Annotated in this window: 12 protein-coding genes; 8 read left to right on the forward strand and 4 right to left on the reverse strand. The window is 68.2% G+C overall.

What is annotated here, in order from left to right; translation table 11 throughout:
- Nucleotides 1–290 precede the first annotated feature (290 nt).
- Nucleotides 291–1,409, reverse strand: a complete 1,119-nt coding sequence (locus DKM19_RS52195; RefSeq protein WP_239513781.1) for an RNA methyltransferase — start codon at nucleotides 1,407–1,409, stop codon at nucleotides 291–293.
- Nucleotides 1,402–2,175, reverse strand: a complete 774-nt coding sequence (locus DKM19_RS36680) for a DUF4184 family protein (RefSeq protein ID WP_110702212.1) — start codon at nucleotides 2,173–2,175, stop codon at nucleotides 1,402–1,404. Before DKM19_RS36680 ends, DKM19_RS52195 begins: the two co-directional genes overlap by 8 nt.
- Before the next feature lie 618 nt (nucleotides 2,176–2,793).
- Here DKM19_RS36680 and DKM19_RS36685 point away from each other — a divergent pair.
- The 8 genes from DKM19_RS36685 to DKM19_RS36730 all read left to right on the forward strand — a co-directional run bounded on the left by DKM19_RS36685 (nucleotide 2,794) and on the right by DKM19_RS36730 (nucleotide 14,495).
- Nucleotides 2,794–4,482 (forward strand): substrate-binding domain-containing protein, encoded by a 1,689-nt coding sequence (locus DKM19_RS36685; protein WP_110702214.1) that lies wholly within the window; start codon nucleotides 2,794–2,796, stop codon nucleotides 4,480–4,482.
- Nucleotides 4,483–4,686: 204 nt separating this feature from the next.
- Nucleotides 4,687–6,369, forward strand: coding sequence for an RNA polymerase sigma factor (locus DKM19_RS36690; protein ID WP_162642038.1), 1,683 nt, complete (start codon nucleotides 4,687–4,689; stop codon nucleotides 6,367–6,369).
- Between the two features lie 521 nt (nucleotides 6,370–6,890).
- Nucleotides 6,891–8,018 carry a GNAT family N-acetyltransferase gene (locus DKM19_RS36700; RefSeq protein WP_110702220.1) on the forward strand — a complete coding sequence of 376 codons (1,128 nt, stop codon included), beginning with the start codon at nucleotides 6,891–6,893 and terminating at the stop codon, nucleotides 8,016–8,018.
- 147 nt (nucleotides 8,019–8,165) lie between these two features.
- The gene (locus DKM19_RS36705; RefSeq protein ID WP_204358399.1) at nucleotides 8,166–9,044 is read left to right on the forward strand and encodes a glycosyltransferase family 2 protein; all 879 of its coding nucleotides are present in this window, start codon (nucleotides 8,166–8,168) and stop codon (nucleotides 9,042–9,044) included.
- A gap of 2 nt (nucleotides 9,045–9,046) precedes the next feature.
- Nucleotides 9,047–9,988: a glycosyltransferase family 2 protein gene (locus tag DKM19_RS36710; protein ID WP_110706248.1), complete on the forward strand. Its 942-nt coding sequence runs from the start codon at nucleotides 9,047–9,049 to the stop codon at nucleotides 9,986–9,988.
- Nucleotides 9,985–10,788, forward strand: coding sequence for a polysaccharide deacetylase family protein (locus DKM19_RS36715; protein ID WP_110702222.1), 804 nt, complete (start codon nucleotides 9,985–9,987; stop codon nucleotides 10,786–10,788). Before DKM19_RS36710 ends, DKM19_RS36715 begins: the two co-directional genes overlap by 4 nt.
- 997 nt (nucleotides 10,789–11,785) lie before the next feature.
- Complete coding sequence (locus DKM19_RS36725; RefSeq protein WP_110702226.1) at nucleotides 11,786–13,978, forward strand: hypothetical protein; 2,193 nt, start codon at nucleotides 11,786–11,788, stop codon at nucleotides 13,976–13,978.
- Complete coding sequence (locus tag DKM19_RS36730) at nucleotides 13,941–14,495, forward strand: AMP-binding protein (protein ID WP_110702228.1); 555 nt, start codon at nucleotides 13,941–13,943, stop codon at nucleotides 14,493–14,495. Before DKM19_RS36725 ends, DKM19_RS36730 begins: the two co-directional genes overlap by 38 nt.
- Before the next feature lie 123 nt (nucleotides 14,496–14,618).
- Here DKM19_RS36730 and DKM19_RS36735 read toward each other — a convergent pair whose 3' ends face one another.
- Both DKM19_RS36735 and DKM19_RS36740 read right to left on the reverse strand, forming a co-directional pair.
- Nucleotides 14,619–15,854 (reverse strand): xylan 1,4-beta-xylosidase, encoded by a 1,236-nt coding sequence (locus tag DKM19_RS36735; RefSeq protein WP_239513782.1) that lies wholly within the window; start codon nucleotides 15,852–15,854, stop codon nucleotides 14,619–14,621.
- 609 nt (nucleotides 15,855–16,463) lie between these two features.
- Nucleotides 16,464–17,489 (reverse strand): phosphotransferase family protein, encoded by a 1,026-nt coding sequence (locus DKM19_RS36740; RefSeq protein ID WP_110702230.1) that lies wholly within the window; start codon nucleotides 17,487–17,489, stop codon nucleotides 16,464–16,466.
- Between the last annotated feature and the right edge of the window lie 89 nt (nucleotides 17,490–17,578).

Consider the following 17,578-nt stretch of genomic DNA (forward strand, 5'->3'; position numbering starts at 1 on the left):
GGGCCGCCCGCCCGTCGCGTGCCGCCGGATCGGCAAGAAGACGATCAGCGGGCTTCGATGCTCCGACGAGCCACCCGAGCGGCGCCGGCGTGGCGTGGTGTCGAACAATTCGCCGTAACCCCGATTTTCCTCTCGACAGCTCCGTCGCACCTTCCGAACCCCTGGATCGGAGTCACGGAAGGTGGAATCTCTCAAATTCACACAAGAGGCTGTCCTCACCGAACAATAAGCATCCTTCGTCGTTCGGACTGCCTTTCACCCATGTGACGAGAAAGCGGCGAGAAGTGCGTTCAGCCCCGTTGGGGCAGGTCCGCCGAGCTTCCGCGCATGAGGCCGTGGCAGGCGATGGCGGCGGCGGCCACCACGTTAAGAGAGTCGACGCCGAAGCCCATCGCAGCGGGGCTCATCGGGATGCAGACCGCCTCGTCGGCCTCGCGAAGCCACCGGGAGGAGAGGCCGTCACCCTCCGAGCCCAGCAGGAGCGCCACCCGCTCCGCCATGGCGACCCTGTCCAGCGGGGTGACGGACTGGTCGGGCGTGAGCGCCAGCGTCTGGAAGCCCGCGGCGCGCAACTCCGCCAGCCCTCCGTGCCAGTTGGTCATCCGCGCGTACGGGATCGCGAAGACCGCGCCCATCGAGACCTTCACCGACCGCCTGTACAGGGGGTCGGCACAGCGGGGTGACAGGATCACGGCCTCGACGCCCAGCGCGGCGGCGCAGCGGAAGATCGCCCCGACGTTGCCGTGGTCGACGAGATCCTCAAGGACCAGGACGCGACGAGGCGGCCGAGAGCCTGGTTCCACGCGTTCGACGTCGCCGTGGGCGCGGTCGTCGCGGGCGCGGTCACCGTTACCGCCGTGGCCGTGGTCGTCATGACCGTGGTTGCCACGGTCGTGGTCACCGTTACCGCCGTGGCCGTCATAGTCGTGGTCGTGGTCGTGGTTGCCACGGTCATGGTCACCATGACCGTGGTCGCCGTGGTCGTGAAGATCCTTGACGGCCGGGATCGGCCGGGGCGGCGCACCGCGCCCGGCCGGATCGTCGAGGGCCCGAGCCCCCCGGGACAGGGCGCCGTGACCGGTCAGCACCTGTTCCACCGTGGGCAGGGGCAGCCGTTCCATCGCGGCCAGCGCGCCACGGTGAACCGGGAACCCGGTGATGTCCTCCACGACGGCGTCGTCCACCACGTGAACCCGGTCCCCGAGCTCGTCGAGGAGGTCGGCGAGGGGCTCGGCCCAGCGGGGGGCCAGCAGGACGGAACGCACGGGGTAGCCCGCCGCGACGGCGCGGCGGATCACCTTCTCCCCCTCGGCGATGAAGAGGCCGTGCTCGGCCTCCAGGCTCTTGCGCAGCTCGACGTCGCGGAGGTTGGCGTAGTCGGCCAGGCGGGGATCCGAGAGGTTAGGCACCTTCGAATACTGCCATGGCCCGCCTGAGCTGCCATATCAGCGCATAGGTGAGCAGCGGCGCGCAGCAGCCCACGACCACGCCCGCGCCCAGCCTCGACACGGCCTGCGACAGGCTGTCCGCGGAGAAGACCACCAGCCAGGCGATCGCGCCCAGCGGGATCGCCAGGGCGGTGACCCGGAGCACGCCGCGCCGTACCCCGGCGGAGAGGACCAGCCGCTCCGGCAGCTCCTGCGGCTCGATCCGGGACAACCCTCGCCAGACCCACCAGGCCACGATCGCCAGGCCGATCACCGTGGAGATGTACTGCAGCACGCGGAACAGGGGCAGGAGACCGGCCACCTGGGTGTCCAGCCATTCCCAGCCCCAGATGCGGACGCTGTAGGAGTGGGTGAAGGAGTCCCAGAACAGGTGGGTCATGGTCCCCACGATGCCTCCCGCGACCGCTGAGGGCAGCCGCCGCAGGCCGTACATGCCGGGGGCCACCGAGGCGGCGCGACCCGCGAGGCCGGGCGGCAGCAGAGCGGTCAGCGGGTCGCGGAGCACGACGTGAAAGACGGCGAGCAGCACGAGGACGGCGAACAGGTCGATCGTGAAGACACCCGTGATGGAATGCCAGAACGAGTAGTCCGGCAGGAAAGGAAAGAAGATCGGCAGATCGGGCACCATCGTGCCCAGCGCGAGGGCCCAGGGATCGAGCACACGGCGGAGCCGTTCCGAGGCGATCAACGGCAGCACGGCGGCGACATGGCTGGGCGTAAACGGCACGAACTTCTCCCCGAGAATCTGATCACGCGTCCCCGGGGAGACTATTCCCCCGTTCTCATCGAGAATTTTACGACCCCATATCAACATCACGGTGCGTAAAGGATGAATGACCCAAGGTCATCGAACGGACACTCGGAGATCGCCTGGACCTTCCGGTCACCCCTGGCCCAACGGGACGACGAGCCGGTCGGCGGCCGTCTCGGGCGAGGACGCCCCGGACACCCGCATGTACGCGAGGGCGCTCGGCGGCTCCGTTTGAACCCCGTCGAATGACGGCGCCCGAGCGATACCGCCAACGCCCTGGATGTACGAGAAAATCGGAAAATTCGGCACGGATAGCCCCGTCGCCGCCGATCTTCCGGCTCTCCTCGTTCAACACAAAGATTCGCTACTGGCACGTACGGTGATACCCGCACCAAAAGACGCGTTTTGCCACATTAAGTGTTCCCAGTACAGTTCCGTGAATATTGCGGAGAACCTCCCGATAGGGTGACCCGCTAGCTCCAGGACATCGACACCGAAGAGGGCATCGTGGGACGTCACCGGACTGATGAACTCGAGGATGGCTATACCCCCAACAGGGAAGCGCCCAGGCGACGCCGTGGAGGGCGCGGCAAGGTGCTGGTTCCGCTCGCCGGATCCGTCGCCCTCGCCGTGCTGCTCGGTGTCGCCGCTTTCGTGATCATTAATCGGGACCGGGGATGCGCGGGCGACGCGGTCGCGCTGCGGGTCACCGCCTCACCCGACATCCAGCCCGCCGTGTCCCAGATCGCCGATCGCTTCAACAAGGCGAGCCACGACATCGACGGCAGGTGCGCCGCCGTCACGGTGACCAAGGGCGTCCCCGCCGCCGTGGCCTCCGCGCTGGGCGGAGGCGGCGGCAAGGCCGACGCGATGGACCTGTGGATCCCCGACTCGGCCCTGTGGGTCTCCGGCATACGGGCGAAGAATCCCGATGTGCCCGCCCCGAGCGCGTCCATCGCCCACTCCCCCATCGTCATGGTGGCCTCCGGCTCGGTGGTCCCGAACCTGAAGAAGAGCTTCGGCGCGGCCAGCTGGGGCGGCATGATCACCGCCGCCAACGTGGCCAACGTCGACGGACCGGGACGCAAGGTGCGCGTGCTCGCGCTGGACCCCTCGCTCAACGCCGCCGGGCTCGGCGCGCTGCTGGCGGCGGCGGGGGTGGCCACGGCCGCGGGCGCGGGCGACGAGCAGCTGGTCGGCGCGCTCAAGTCGCTGTCGGGGTCGACGGTCCGCGACCAGGACGCGCTCCTGGCCAGCCTCGGCGTCAAGGGCGCCAAGGCCCCGCTGGGCGTCGCCTCCGAGCAGGGCGTCTGGGCGTTCAACAACGCCAAGAAGCCGGAGGTGCCGGCCGTACCGCTCTATCCGGCCGAGGGCACCCTCAACCTCGACTACCCAGTGGTGATCACCGCTGAGGACGACACCGTCCGCAAGGCCGCCGAGGCGTTCCAGAAGGAGCTCGGCACCGACGCCTCCAAGAAGACGCTCCGCGATCAGGGCTTCCGCACCCCGGACGGCAAGGGCGGCAAGCCGGTCGCCGGCGCCGGCGGCTTCCAGGCCAAGGCCCCTGTGGCGCTGAAGATGCCCGACGCCAAGACCATCGCGAGCATGTCCCAGTCGTGGTCCCGGCTCAACCTCGGCACCAGGCTGCTCACGCTGCTGGACGTCTCCGGCACCATGGCGCTCCCCGTACCCGGCCTCGGCGTGACCCGGATGCAGGCGATCTCGAAGATCGCCATCGAGGGCATGAAGCTGTTCCCGATCAAGAGCGAGCTCGGGCTCTGGCAGTACTCCACCAACCTCAACGGCCAGGGAGTGGACTACCGCGAGACGATCCCGGTCGGCCCGCTCACCGAGAACATCAACGGCGTCCTGCGCCGGGACCTGCTCAACCAGAAGCTGGCCACGACCCAGGCCAAGCCGACCGGCGACACCGGGCTCAACGACACCCTCGCCGCCGCCTACAAGCAGATGACCGACGACTACCAGGGCGACAAGATCAACACGGTGCTGATCCTCACCGACGGCGCGGGCAACGACGACCCCGAGGGCGGGATCAGCAACTCGGAGATCCTGAAGACGCTGAAGGAGGAGTTCAACCCGGAGAAGCCGGTCAGCGTTCTGATCATCGCCTTCGGTCCCGACGCCCCCAAGGGCAAGCGCCAGATGGACGCCCTGGCCAAGGCGACCGCCGGTGACGCCTTCATCGCCAAGGACGTCCTGGAGGTCCGCAAGTTCTTCCTGGAGGGCATGAAGCGCCGCCTCTGCTCGCCCAACTGCGACTGACCCTTTTCTCACCTCGTTCACCCTGAACGGCTGGCGTCCCATGGACACCAGCCGTTTCTGTTTTCCCAGGTTATGCCGGGTCGGCATGATATCGACCCCTTTGGACAACCCATCTCGGGCAGGTGGCGTCATACGCATGTGGGGCCTGGAACGGGCAGGTGGTGACGCCCGTGAACGAGCCCGTCCTGCGGGGAGGAAATGTCCGTGCCCGGATGGCCGACCGTCGGCCGAACCGACGATCAACAACTTGTGGAGGCGCTCCGGCGCGCCGATGACACGGCGCCCGCAAGCCTCTATGACTCCTATGCCGAACGTCTCAACGACTATGCCCTCTCGCTGCTGGGCGAGAGGGACGCCGCGGCCGACGCCGTACACGACGCCCTGGTGACCGCTCACGGCTGCGTGGACCGGCTCCGCGAGCCCGGACGCCTGCGCCCGTGGTTGTACGCGCTGACCCGCTTCCAGTGTGTGGCCAGGACGGGTGACTCGCAGGGCGCGTTGCCCGCGCCCGCGTCGGAGGATCACGACGATCCCCAGGAGCGCGAGCTGGCCGCGCTGGTGCACGAGTCACTGATCGAGCTGAGCAGACAGGAACGCGAGGTGCTGGAGCTGTCCCTCCGGCACGACCTCAGCACCGGCGAGGCCGGCGCGGTGCTCGGCATGACCTCCCGGCAGGCCGCCGCGAAGCTCGGCCGGGCCCGCGACCACCTTGAGAACGCGGCCGCCGCCGTGGTGCTCGCCAAGGTCGGCCGCGCGCACTGCCCGGACCTGTCGGCGATGGTGGACTCCTGGGAGGGACCGCTGACCCCGATTCTGCGCAGGCGGCTGTCCGGCCACATCGGCCGCTGCGAGGTCTGCATCGAGCGGCGCGACCGTCATGTCTCGGCCGGACGGCTGCTCGACCTGGTGCCGGCGGCCTTCCCGCCGCTCTCCCTGCGCAGCCGGGTGATCGAGACCTGCGTGAGCCCGGCGATGGAGGAGACCCGCGCCTCCATCGTGGACGCGGGCGACCATTTCGACCGGACGGGTTTTCCGGCCGCGGCGGAGAGACGCGGGAAGGGCCGCGGGTCGACCCGGCGGAAGACCACGGGCGCCAAACGGGCGCGCGACGAGGGAAGCCACCGGCTCGCGGCCACCGAGTCATCCCGTACGGCACTGCTGCCGGCGCAGCGGCGCCGGCAGCGCCGCAGGGGACCCGTGATCCTGGCCGCCGTGTGCGTTCTGGCGGCCACGGGGGCCATGGTCGTGCTCGGCGGCCAGGATCTCGCCGCCGGGTTGCCGGGGGACATCCGGATCACGCCCGAGCCGGAGCCCGCGATGGTGATCCTGGAGCCCGATCTCGACCCGAGCGCGTCGGCTCCCCTGCCGACGGACTCCCCGTCCGAGGACCCGGAGCCGACCCCGACCCCCCGGAAGAGCGAAAAGGCCAGGACCCCCTCTCCCCTCCCCACCACGGCACGGCCGACGACCCCCCGGCGGCCGGTCCCCCAACGACCGCGCGCCGGCCGTACGCCCACGCCGCGGCCCGCGGCGGCACGACTGGCCGTCTCGTGCCCGGGGAGCATCGGGGAGGGCGCGGGTCAGATCCAGCTCGCCGCTCGCAACGCCGCCCTCTCCTGGTCGGCGACCACCTCCGGCGGGTTGAACGTGCACCCCCAGGGAGGACAGCTCAAGGCCGGAGCGAAGATCATGATCTGGGTCACCGCCGCCAACCCCGGCGAGAGCGGTGCGGGCCGGGTCGCGTTCAAGTCCGCCGGGGGCAACGCCCAGTGTGCGATCTCCTGGGAGAGCCCCGAACCGGATGCTCCCGACCCTCCCAGCGACTCATCGCCCCCGCCGACGCCGACCCCCTCCGCCGAGTCCAGTTCCGAGGCCGAGGCCGGCTGATTTCCCGGCCGTGATTTTACGTAACGCGGCGACGCGGCTCCGATATCCGGTAAACCATTGACTCTTGTCGAGCGTCGGCATTGACGTCTGTGTTAACTGGTTGGTCATATGAAGACGCGATCAATCGCTTCGTTACCAGCTGGGAGCTCGGAGATGTCGACCAAACGCAGGGCGCTCAACTGGGCGCTCACCCTCGTATGCGCAGCGGGAGCCGCGATCGCCCTAGCCGATATCAATACTCCATTACGTCTGGCTTTGACCCCTATATTCCTTTTAGTAGTACCTGCCGCCGCAGTGATTGGACTGTTGCGTGATCGTGACCCACTTGCCGCCCCATCAGTCGGCGTGGCGGCAAGCCTGGTTGTAAACGTACTTCTTGCCACCGCCATGCTTACTTTTGACGCATGGTCACCACGGGCCGGGGTGGCGACGATTGCCGTGCTCGGTGGCTTCATATACGTACTACGCCTGTTGTACCGGGGGAGCGGAAGCGTGCAGACCGAACAGGGGGTCAAATCAAGGTGACCATTGTCATTGTTCGCCCGGAAGACCTTGGGGAGTCCGAGATATCCCGATGGCGGGAGTTGCAGGAGGCGAACCCATCCCTAGACAACCCGTTCCTATCGGTGGAGTTCACGCTCGCGATGGGACGTCTTCGCGACTACGTACGGGTCGCGGTCATTCAAGACAATAACACAATTACAGGGTTTTTCCCCTATGAGCGCCACAGTTTCGGGATTGGCAAACCTTTGGGGGGTTTTCTTACCACCTGCCACGGGCTGATCTCGGCCCCCGAGCTGAAGGTGGACGTCCGGTCGCTCCTGCGTGCCTGCAAGATCTCGGTCTTCGACTTCGACCACCTGGTTCCCGGCCAGCCGACGTTCGCCTCCTACGAGTCGGATGTGCGACCGGCGCCGGTGATGGACCTCAGCATGGGCTTCGAGGCATACATCGACCAGGTCAAGACGAACTCCCCCAAGAACCTCAAAACGATCCGCTACAAGGAGCGCAAGCTCGGCCGCGAGCAGGGCGAACTCCGCTTCGAGTGGAACTCGGCCGATGTCGAGACACTGCGCACGCTCACGAGCTGGAAGTCCGGCCAGTACCGCCGGACCGGCCGCGTGGACCGCTTCGCCCAGCCGTGGATCGTCCGGCTGCTCGACGAGATGCACGCCGAGAAGTCCGAGACCTTCGCCGGCGTCCTCACCATGATCTACGCCGGGGACAGGCCCGTCGCCGGGCACTTCGGCCTCCGCACGGCAACCACCCTGGTCGGCTGGTTCCCGGCCTATGATCCGGAGTTCGCGCGCTATTCACCCGGAATCGTGCATCACCTCCGCATGGCGGAACACGCTGCGGGATCAGGCCTGCAACAGGTGGATATGGGAAAAGGCGGCCGCGAATACAAGAGCTGGTTGAAAAGTGGCGATCTTTTCGTCGCCGAAGGTCGCGTCTCCCGCCCCTCTCCGGCCGCGGCGGTCCATTGGATAGGCCGTACGCCGGTCAACAAAATCCGCACGATTATTACAGACCATCCGTATTTGTATAGATTCGCCGATCGCGTGCTGAAAGGTTTCGGCCGAATGCGCAGTCCAGCGCAGAACCAATCATCCGCGCCCGCCGTCAAGGAGCCATGGGGAGTGGGCTAAACCACTCCCGCGCTGCAGACCACCCGCCAGGACCCCGCGCATCCCTCCTCGCATTCGCCATTTTCCCGATCATCCAGATCGCGTATGGCCCCGGGTCCGTCCGCTAGTCACCCCTGACGACTGACCGCCCGGAAGGACATCCGTCATATGACCCCCGAAACCACCAAGCACTACAACGGCAAATCTTCTCTGGGTATGAATTCCGAAACCACCAAGCAGTACGGCGGCAAGCCCCCGCTGAGAGCGATGCCGCCGATCGAGCGATTCACCCCGCTCACGCCACATGTCGCGATTTCTCCCACTGTCAGCGTCGTGGTGCCCGCAATGAACGAAGCGGAGAATCTCCCTCACGTTTTCGCGACGCTGCCGCATTGGATTGACGAAATCGTGCTCGTCGACGGCAATTCCACGGACGAGACCGTCGCCGTCGCCAGAAGGCTGCGCCCCAACATCCGGGTGATCACCCAGACCGGCAAGGGCAAGGGCAACGCGCTGGCGGCCGGTTTCGCCGCCTGCACCGGCGACATCATCGTGATGATCGACGCCGACGGCTCCACGGACGGCCACGAGATCATCCAGTTCGTGGGCGCCCTGGTCACCGGCGCCGACTTCGTCAAGGGATCGCGCTACGCCACCGGCGGAGGCAGCGACGACCTGACCTTCAACCGCAAGTTCGGCAACAAGGTGCTGACCGCGCTGGTGAACAGGATCTACGGCACCCGCTACAGCGACCTCTGCTACGGCTACAACGCCTTCTGGGCACGCCACCTGGCCGTCCTGAACCCCGACTGCGACGGCTTCGAGGTGGAGACGCTGCTGAACATCCGGGCCGCCAAGGCGGGGCTCAGGGTTCAGGAGGTTCCGAGCCACGAACGCTGCCGGATCCACGGCCAGAGCAACCTGCACGCGGTCCGCGACGGCATCCGGGTCCTGAAGACCATCATCAGGGAGTGGCGCACCGGCCCGGCGCCCGCGACGCCACAGCCGGCCGCCTCCGCGCCCACCGCGGACCAGGGCGCCGCCTGATCATGAGAAGCAGCGTCGTCATCTGCGCCTACACCGGAGAACGCTGGAAGGACATCCGGGAAGCCGTCGAATCGGTCGCGAACCAGCGACGCAGGCCGTACGAGATCATCCTGGTCGTCGACCACAACCCGGATCTTCACCTGCGGCTCAAGCGGGAGTATCCCGGCGCGATCGTGGTGGAGAACGCCCAGGAAAAGGGGTTGTCCGGCGGCAAGAACACCGGGGCGGCGATCGCCTCCGGCGACATCGTGGCCTACCTGGACGACGACGCGATCGCCGAGCCCGGCTGGCTGGAAGCGCTGGAGGAGGGCTTCGGTGACCCGGCCGTCATGGGGGTGGGCGGGCTGACCAGGCCGCTGTGGACGGCCGGGCGCCGTCCTCGCTGGTTTCCCCGCGAGTTCGACTGGACCGTGGGCTGCACGTATCTGGGCATGCCCACCAAAAGGGCGCCGATCCGCAACGTCATGGGCGGGAACGCCGCCTTCCGCAGGCAGGTCGTGGGCGACGTCGGCGGGTTCCACACCGGCATCGGACGCAGCGTGCAGGGACGCAGGCCCCGGCCCCTGGGCTGCGAGGAGACCGAGTTCTGCATCCGGCTCTCCCAGCGGATACCGGGCGCGGTGCTGCTGTTCGAGCCGGACGCGACGATCGGTCACAAGGTGCCGGCCGTGCGCTCCACGTTCGCCTATTTCCGGTCCCGGTGTTACGCCGAGGGCCTGTCCAAGGCGCTGGTCACCCGGAGCGTCGGAACCGCCGACGGGCTGGCGAGCGAGCGGGCACACGCCCTGAAGGCGCTTCCACTGGGTGCGCTGCGCGGGGTCGGGGAAGCGCTCAGGGGCGATCTGTCCGGCTTCGGCAGAGCCGGGGCGATCGTCGTCGGCCTCGCCTGTACCGCCTGGGGTTACGTTGTCGGTTCCCTTCGTCTGAAGCGAGGGCGTTCATGATCCGTGTGCCGATCCTGATGTACCACTCGGTCTCCGACCGGCCCAACGTCGAGACCAGACCGCTGGCGGTACGGCCCTCGGCCCTCGCCGAGCAGCTGTCCTATCTCAAGGAGAGCGGCTTCACACCGTTGACGATGGCCGGCCTGATCGCCTCCCTGCACGGGGAGGACGACCGCCGCCTCCCCGAACGACCGATCGTGGTGACCTTCGACGACGGTTACGCCGACTTCCACAGCGAGGCGCTCCCCCTGCTGGAGCGCTACGGCGTCCCCGCGACGGTCTTCCTGACCAGCGGGTGGGTCAGCGACGCGGGCAAGGAGGCGGCGGGCAGGCCGCTCGACACGATGCTGACCTGGAGCCAGGCCCGCGAGGCCGCCTCATGCGGCATCGAGATCGGCGGGCACAGCCACAGCCACCCCCAGCTCGACCAGCTGCCGGACAACGAACTCCGCCAGGAGCTGTGGCGCAACAGGGCCCTGCTGGAAGACAAGATCGGTGTCCTGGTCTCCACGATGGCCTACCCCTACGGATACTCCAGCGCGCGCGTGCGGCGCGAGGTCCGGCGAGCCGGATACCGGGCGGCCTGCGCGGTGAACAACGCCCTCGCCGCCGACCGGCACGACGAGCTCGCCCTGCCGCGCCTGACCGTGGCCGAGAACACCTCCATGAAGACGTTCAGCCGGGCGGTCGAGGGGAGCCAGGTCCCGCTGATCTACGTGAGGGAGCGAATGCTGACCAAGGGCTACGCCGTCGTCAGGCGCGCCACGTACGGCCTGCGCCGGGTGCGCGGCCTCGTATGAGGACACGCCCGGGGCGAGACCTCGTCATAAAAAACGGCCGAGGTCAGGCCTCGCGCAAAGACACGCCCGAGATGTGGGGGAGGTAGGTCATGGCCACGACGGTGGATTACCGGTGTGGAGCGCGGTTCGCCGAGCAGGGCTCGGCGCCGCCGGGCAGCCGATTCTCGATCACAGCATTGGTCTTTACCTGCCCATGCATAGCGCTCAACTACGGCGAATCTTCACAATCAAATTTCCCGGCCGGGTTGGCGTAACCATGATGATGTTCGACGTGAGGCAACGGACAGGTGACGACGTGACAACGGGGGCGGCGAAGGCAGCCGAGGTCGACGAGACCGGGTCCACGCGTTCCGCGCCTCCGGCGCCGACGACGACCGGGTCGGGCGACGAGGCCACCGGCCCGATGCCCCCCGGGGCATCGGGCCGGGCCTCCGGAGAGGTTCCCGGGATCTCCGGCGGGACCCTCGAAAAGGCTCCCGGGGGGACCCCCGCAACCTCCGGCGAGGGCTCCGAAGGGGACGTTTCAGAGATCGGCGCCACCATCCGGTTCCCCGTGCTCAGGGTGCCCTTCCATCCCACCGCAAGGTTGGACACCGGCACTCCGGCATCGGACGTCCCCGCATCGGACACTCCCCCGTCGGACACCACGGAGTCGGACACTCCCCCGTCGAACACCCCCGCGTCGGACACCCCCGCGTCGGACACCCCGGAGTCGGACAATCCGGAGTCGGAGACACCGGTGTCAGGCACCCCTGCGTCATCCTCCGAGGAGGCCGACAGCACGGTGGAGGTACGCCTCCCCGTGGCTTCACGGACTCCGTCCGCGTCTCAGACTCGACCCGCTCCGTCCGCTTCACCCGCGTCGCAGGCTCCATCCGTTCCGCTCGCCCTACCGGCCTCTAAGACCAAGAAAGCCCGAAAAGCTCCTAAGGCCCCAAAAGCTCGGAAGCCTCCGAAGGCCTCGAAAACCCGGAAGGCCCCGAAGGCGAGCGTCGCCGTGGACGCCCTGCTGGAGAAGGTCGCGGCCACTCCCGCCGTCAGACCCTCGCGGACGACCAGGTTGATGCGAACGGCCCCCGTGTGGCTGCCACCGCTGCTCACGGTCGAAGGCCTGATCATGTACGTGCTGGCCCTGCGGGCGGCGCCGGGCCCGTGGCGGGGCGTGAACCTGGCGAACATCGACGGCGTGGGCCTCGTCTCGGCCATGCCGAACACCGCGTTCGCCGCGATCCTGCTGATGATCGTCGCGTTCTTCGTCACGATCGCGCAGAACACCGACCGCAAGTTCCTGCTGCTCTTCCAGCTCGCGGCGATCACCTTCGCCCTGCACGGCGCGGCGGCCCTGATCGAGAACGAGGCCCGCTTCCACACCGCCTACGTTCACGCGGGCTTCGTGGAGTACATCAGCCGGACCGGGGAGGCCTCCCCCGTCCTCGACGCCCGCCTCGCCTGGCCCGGGTTCTTCGCGCTGGTCGCGTTCGTCACGAAGGCGGCCGGGATCACCGACCTGACGACGATCATGCAGTGGACGCCCCTGCTGTCGAACCTCATCTACCTGTTGCCGTTCGTGCTGATCCTGCGTCAGGTGGTCGCCACCACCCGCGCCCGTTGGTTCGCCGCGCTGCTGTTTGTCATCGTCCAGTGGATCGGCCAGGACTACTTCTCGTCGCAGGGTTTCACCTACGCCGTCTACCTGGCCTTCGTGGCGATCCTGCTGCGCTGGTTCGGCCGGGTGGAGTATCGGGAGAGGCCGGTGCCCGCCAAGGGTCTCATCCGGCGACCGCTGGCCCGGCTGGACAGGCTGACCCCCGGCGAGCTGAGCCACCCCACCGGCGTCTACGACCGTTCGATCATGCTGATCGTGCTGATCGGCCTGTTCGGAACCGCCACGGCGTCGCACCAGATCACCCCGTTCATGATGCTCGGCATCCTGACCGGCCTGCTCCTGTTCCGGCGCTCCTCGCTCAGCTGGGGTCTTCCGTTCTTCCTGGGCCTGATGGCGCTGGCCTGGATCAGCTACCAGACGGTCGCCTTCTGGAGCGGGCACATCGACGAGCTCTTCGGCGGCCTGGGCCGGGTCCTGGACAACCTCCAGAGCAACACCGGCGACCGGATCGACGGCAGCGACCCCAAGCACACGTTCGTGCTGGTCGCCCGGCTCGGCATCTGCGCCGTCATCCTGGCGCTGGCCGCCACCGGCCTGCTGCGCCGCCTGCGCCGCGGTGTCGGTGACAGGGCCGCGCTCCTCCTGCTGTGCACTCCCGTGCTGGCCATCGGCCTGCAGAACTACGGGGGTGAGATCGGCCTGCGGATCTACCTGTTCGCGCTGCCGGGCGCCTGCATCCTGGCCGCCTACGCCTTCTTTCCCAATCTTCCCGCCACCGCGGCCGGCGCCCCGGAGGAGACGGTGCCGATCCGCGCGTCCGGCCCCCGGCTCAGTCCGGTGCTGACCCGCCGGGTCTCCCTGGGGCTGGCCGCCGGGTGCGCGCTGGCGCTGTCGATGGTCTTCCTGGTCGCCCGCTACGGCAACGAGCAGTTCGAGCGGGTCTCCGCCGACGAGGTCGCGGCGATGCACTACATCTACGACCACGACCAGCCGAGCGCCCGCGTCCTGTATCTGGTCCCGCAGATCGGCGAGGAGGTCACGCCCGCCATTCCCTGGGGCGAGAAGGACTTCGACAGGATCTCCTACGAGCAGGCACTCGTCTCCAGGAATCCGGCCCAGATCTCCTCCGTGATCGACAAGTTCCGTCTCTCGCCGCCCAACACCTACCTCATCGCCACCCGGGGACAGGCGGGCTACCTGCAGCTCAACCACAACTTCCCCGAAGACTGGGCCCCGCGGTTCCGCGCCGCCCTCGACGCCTCCCCGGAGCTCAAGCGGGTTTTCACCAGCGACGACGCCGCCGTCTACACGATGAAGTCCTTCCCCGAGGGCGTCGAGATCCCCGAGCCCGGCGCCCCGACCACCGGGATCGGCGATCCCACCTCACCGTGGACCCCGATCGGCCTGGGAGCACTGGGTGTGACGTGGATCACGCTGTTCGCCTACGAACTGCTCGGCCTGCGCGGCCGCGGCCGCATCTCCAGGACGAGGCGGTGGATCCTGCTGGTGGCGGTGCCCGCCTTCCTGACGGCCCTCATCGTGATCGTTGAGCGCTTCATCGTCATCGGCACCCAGCTGCCCTGACCACCGGGCGGGCCCCTGCGCCTTCATCGCCGGAACGGCCCGCACGACCTACACCGACCTCGACGCCCAGGCCAACCGGATAGCCCACGAACTCATCTCGCGGGGAGTGGGACGAGGCTCGACCGCCGGTGTGGGCCTGAACCGCGACGAGACGCTGATCGCGGCCCTCCTGGACGTCTGGAAGACCGGCGCCGCCTGCGTGCCGCTGGACTCGACCTACCCGGCCGACCGTCTGGAATTCATCGTCGAGGACGCCGGGGTGCCACACACGGTGACCTCCGCGGCGCTGTCGGAGCGATTGCCGGAGCGCGACCTCGTCCTGACGGACACGCTCGGTGAGCGCCCGTGGAACGATCTAGACCTGCCGAGCGATCCGGCTGCCCGACGCGGTCGCGGGCGCCGAGATCGCCGACGATCTGGACGCGGTCCAGGCCGAGGCCGACGCCGTCCTGCGGGAGGGCGCCGCCCGCGTCCGGTGAACGGTTCCGCGTCAACGCCCACGGAGCGGACGAGCTGATCGACCGGGTGCGGGGTCCTGGCTCCGGAGCCGCGACACGTCGTTCTCGGCTACCCGGTCGGCCACCGTCGTCGGGGTGACCTCGCCGCAGTCACCCCGACGACATTTTTCGATCCTGGAATGCTAGGCGCCGCGGTCGCTCCACTGGATCGCGTACGGCTTCAGGGTGAACGCCCTGCCGTCCACGGTCGTGCTCACGGACGCGTTGGAGGTGTTCACCATCACGAGCTGTTCCTCCTGCGCCAGCACCCGCACCTTGGGATCGGAGGAGGTGATCTTCTCCAGCGTGATCCCCGCGGGGAACCACTTGGTGAAGCCGCTCAGGATGCCCGCCATCGGCAGCTCCGTGCCCTGGCTCGGGTGCCACAGGCATCCGGGGCAGGGCTGGCCGGCCCTGCCGGACTTGCGCTGGGGGCTCCAGTAGAGAGAGGTGGTGGCGCCGCTGGTGGCGAACTCCATCATCGCCACCGTCTGGACGGCGAGGCGGCGCTCCTCGGTCCAGCCGCTGCCCTGCGGTTCGACGTACCACTCGGCCCACCAGACCGGCAGGTCGCTCTTCTGCTTCAACCAGCTGGTGATCGCACTGAACTTGCCGAGCGCGGTGAACTCGTCGGGGATCAGCCCGGCGTCCTTGGTGGGCGAGGAGCTGTCGACCACGATGAAGTCGGCGCCCTTCTTGTGCGCGAGCCAGTATTCGACCGCGTCCAGGTCACGCTGGTCGACGACTCCCCAGACGCCCTGGATCTCCGAGTCCTTGTCGTTCTTGGAGCTGACCATCGACATGTACGGCCCGCCGACCTGGATGTCCTTGTTCACCGCCTTCAGCGCGACATAGATCTTGTTGTAGAGCTCGGTGTAGCCCTCCGCGTCCCAGCGGTTGTTGGCGGGGTTCCAGAAACCCTTGAACTCGTTCCACACCATGTAGTGCTTGACGGTCGGGTAGCGCTTGGCCACCGTCACGGCCAGCCTGGCGAAGTCGTCGAAGTGCGCGCGCTTGGGCGCGGTCTCCAGCCGCGTCCAGTCGGTGCGCCCCGCGGTGCCGCCCTTCATCCAGTCCGGGGCGCAGCACAGCGTGATCACCGGGATGGACTGGGAGGCGCCCATGAACTTGATCCGGCCGTCGAGGTCGCGGAAGTCGTATTTGCCCGGGGCCGGCTCCGGGTTGCCCGCACCCCAGCCCATGATGTGCTGGTTCTGAAGCATGGGCACCCGGCTGAGCAGGTGCGAGGCGGTCTGGGAGACCTTGTCGGCCCGGTTGCCCGCGCTGAACTCGGTGTGGGTGATGCCCCAGCGCGGCCAGCCCGCCACGGCGGGAGGCGGCTCGATCACCGGCGCGGCCTGGCTCGGGGCGATCGTCATGATCTCTCCCCTGGGTATGTCCGGCGTTGACGCGAGCGTGAGTATCCCCACGAGAAGCACCACCGTCACGCCTGTCGCTCCCAGTGCGATCGGCCAGGCCGAGCGCCTTCGCTGGTGCCGTCCGTCAGTCGGTATCACCGGTTCCTCGCTCTCACCGTCAATCCGTTGAAGCGTCAGCAGCCAAGCCGTTGCAGCGTTCCACAGCCCGGGCCGACCCGCCCGAGACCAGGCAAGGCTCACAGCCAAGCGTTACCGGCTGCTCTCTCAGCGTAATCACGGTGACTTTCAAAACGCTTGAATCTTCCGTGACTCCACCCTCTCGTGAACGAGGGGGCTTCTCGCCAACCCTTGCGGGTGTTGCCGAGGACCAGCCCGTATGCCCTGCGTGCGCGTTCGAGGAGGGGCGCGGATTCACCCGCCGGCTGAAGCAGGAGGTACCTTCCACGCAAACCCGATGCGCCGGCTCGGGATCGGGAGCGATCCGCCGCGGTCCGGGGACCTTCAAGCGCGGTACGGCCCGCGGGCGCCCCCGGCGCGTCCCGGGACATGGGAGAGCCCGCCTCCCGAATCCCGGAAGGCGGTGCGCCGCCTCTTTCAGCCCTTGAGGACTCAGCCCTCCAGGACGCGGTGGGCCCGCTCGATGAGCGTGGGGACGGACTCGCCGATGCGCTCGAAACCCTCGCCCACGGTCTTGCCCTGCTTGAATCGGGCGTGGATGCCCTCCACGATCACCGCGAGCTTGTAGTTGCCGAACGCCACGTAGAAGTCCAGATCGGCCAGGTCGGCACCGGAGATCTTGGCGTAGTGGGCGGCGAACTCGCGGGTGTTGAGGAAGCCGGGGGCCACGGTGACGCCGGTGGCGACCGGGATCGAGGCGCGTTCGGAGTCGCCGGGATCCTGCCAGTAGGTCAGGGTGAGGCCCAGGTCGGCGAGCGGGTCGCCGAGCGTGGACATCTCCCAGTCGACGACGGCGAGGATGCCGGGCTCCGGCGAGAGCCGTACCAGCGTGTTGTCCAGCCGGTAGTCACCGTGGACCAGCGTCGAGGCGGAGTGGACGGGCAGGCGCTCGCGCAGGCGGGCCACCAGGCGGTCGTACTCGGGCAGCTCACCGGTCTTCGACCGCTCCCACTGCTGACCCCAGCGCTTCAGCTGGCGGGCCATGTAGCCCTCGGGACGGCCGAAATCGCCCAGTCCCACCTCCTCGTAGTCGATCGCGTGGATGGCGGCGAGCACCTCGGCCAGCCGCTCGGACAGCCGGCGGATCTGCTCGGGGGCGACCCCCTCGACGTCCTCCTCGTTCCGTACGGCCGAGCCCTCCACGTGACCCATGAGATAGAACGGCGCGCCGATCACGTCCTCGTCGCCGCAGAAGGCCACCGGCTCGGGCACGGGGACCGGGGTCGGCGCGAGAGCCGAGATCACCCGCCACTCACGTCTCATGTCGTGGGCGGTCGGCAGCACGTGCCCCAGCGGCGGGCGGCGCAGCACCAGGCGGCGCTCCCGGGTCTCGAGGACATAGGTGAGATTGGACCTGCCGCCGGCGATCAGAGAGATCCCGGTGGGCTCCCCGGCGTCGGGGACGTTGGCGGCCATCCATCCGACCAGACGGTTCCAGTCGATACCTGGGGTGCTCATAGCCCCCAATTAGAACGTCACTCGGGTCGGTGGCGCTAGTCGGAACGCCCTCGCCGACGAGGATCCCGGACGAGATGAGGCCTCAGAAA

The sequence above is a fragment of the Streptosporangium sp. 'caverna' genome, assembly GCF_003203775.1.
Classification (GTDB): domain Bacteria; phylum Actinomycetota; class Actinomycetes; order Streptosporangiales; family Streptosporangiaceae; genus Streptosporangium; species Streptosporangium subroseum.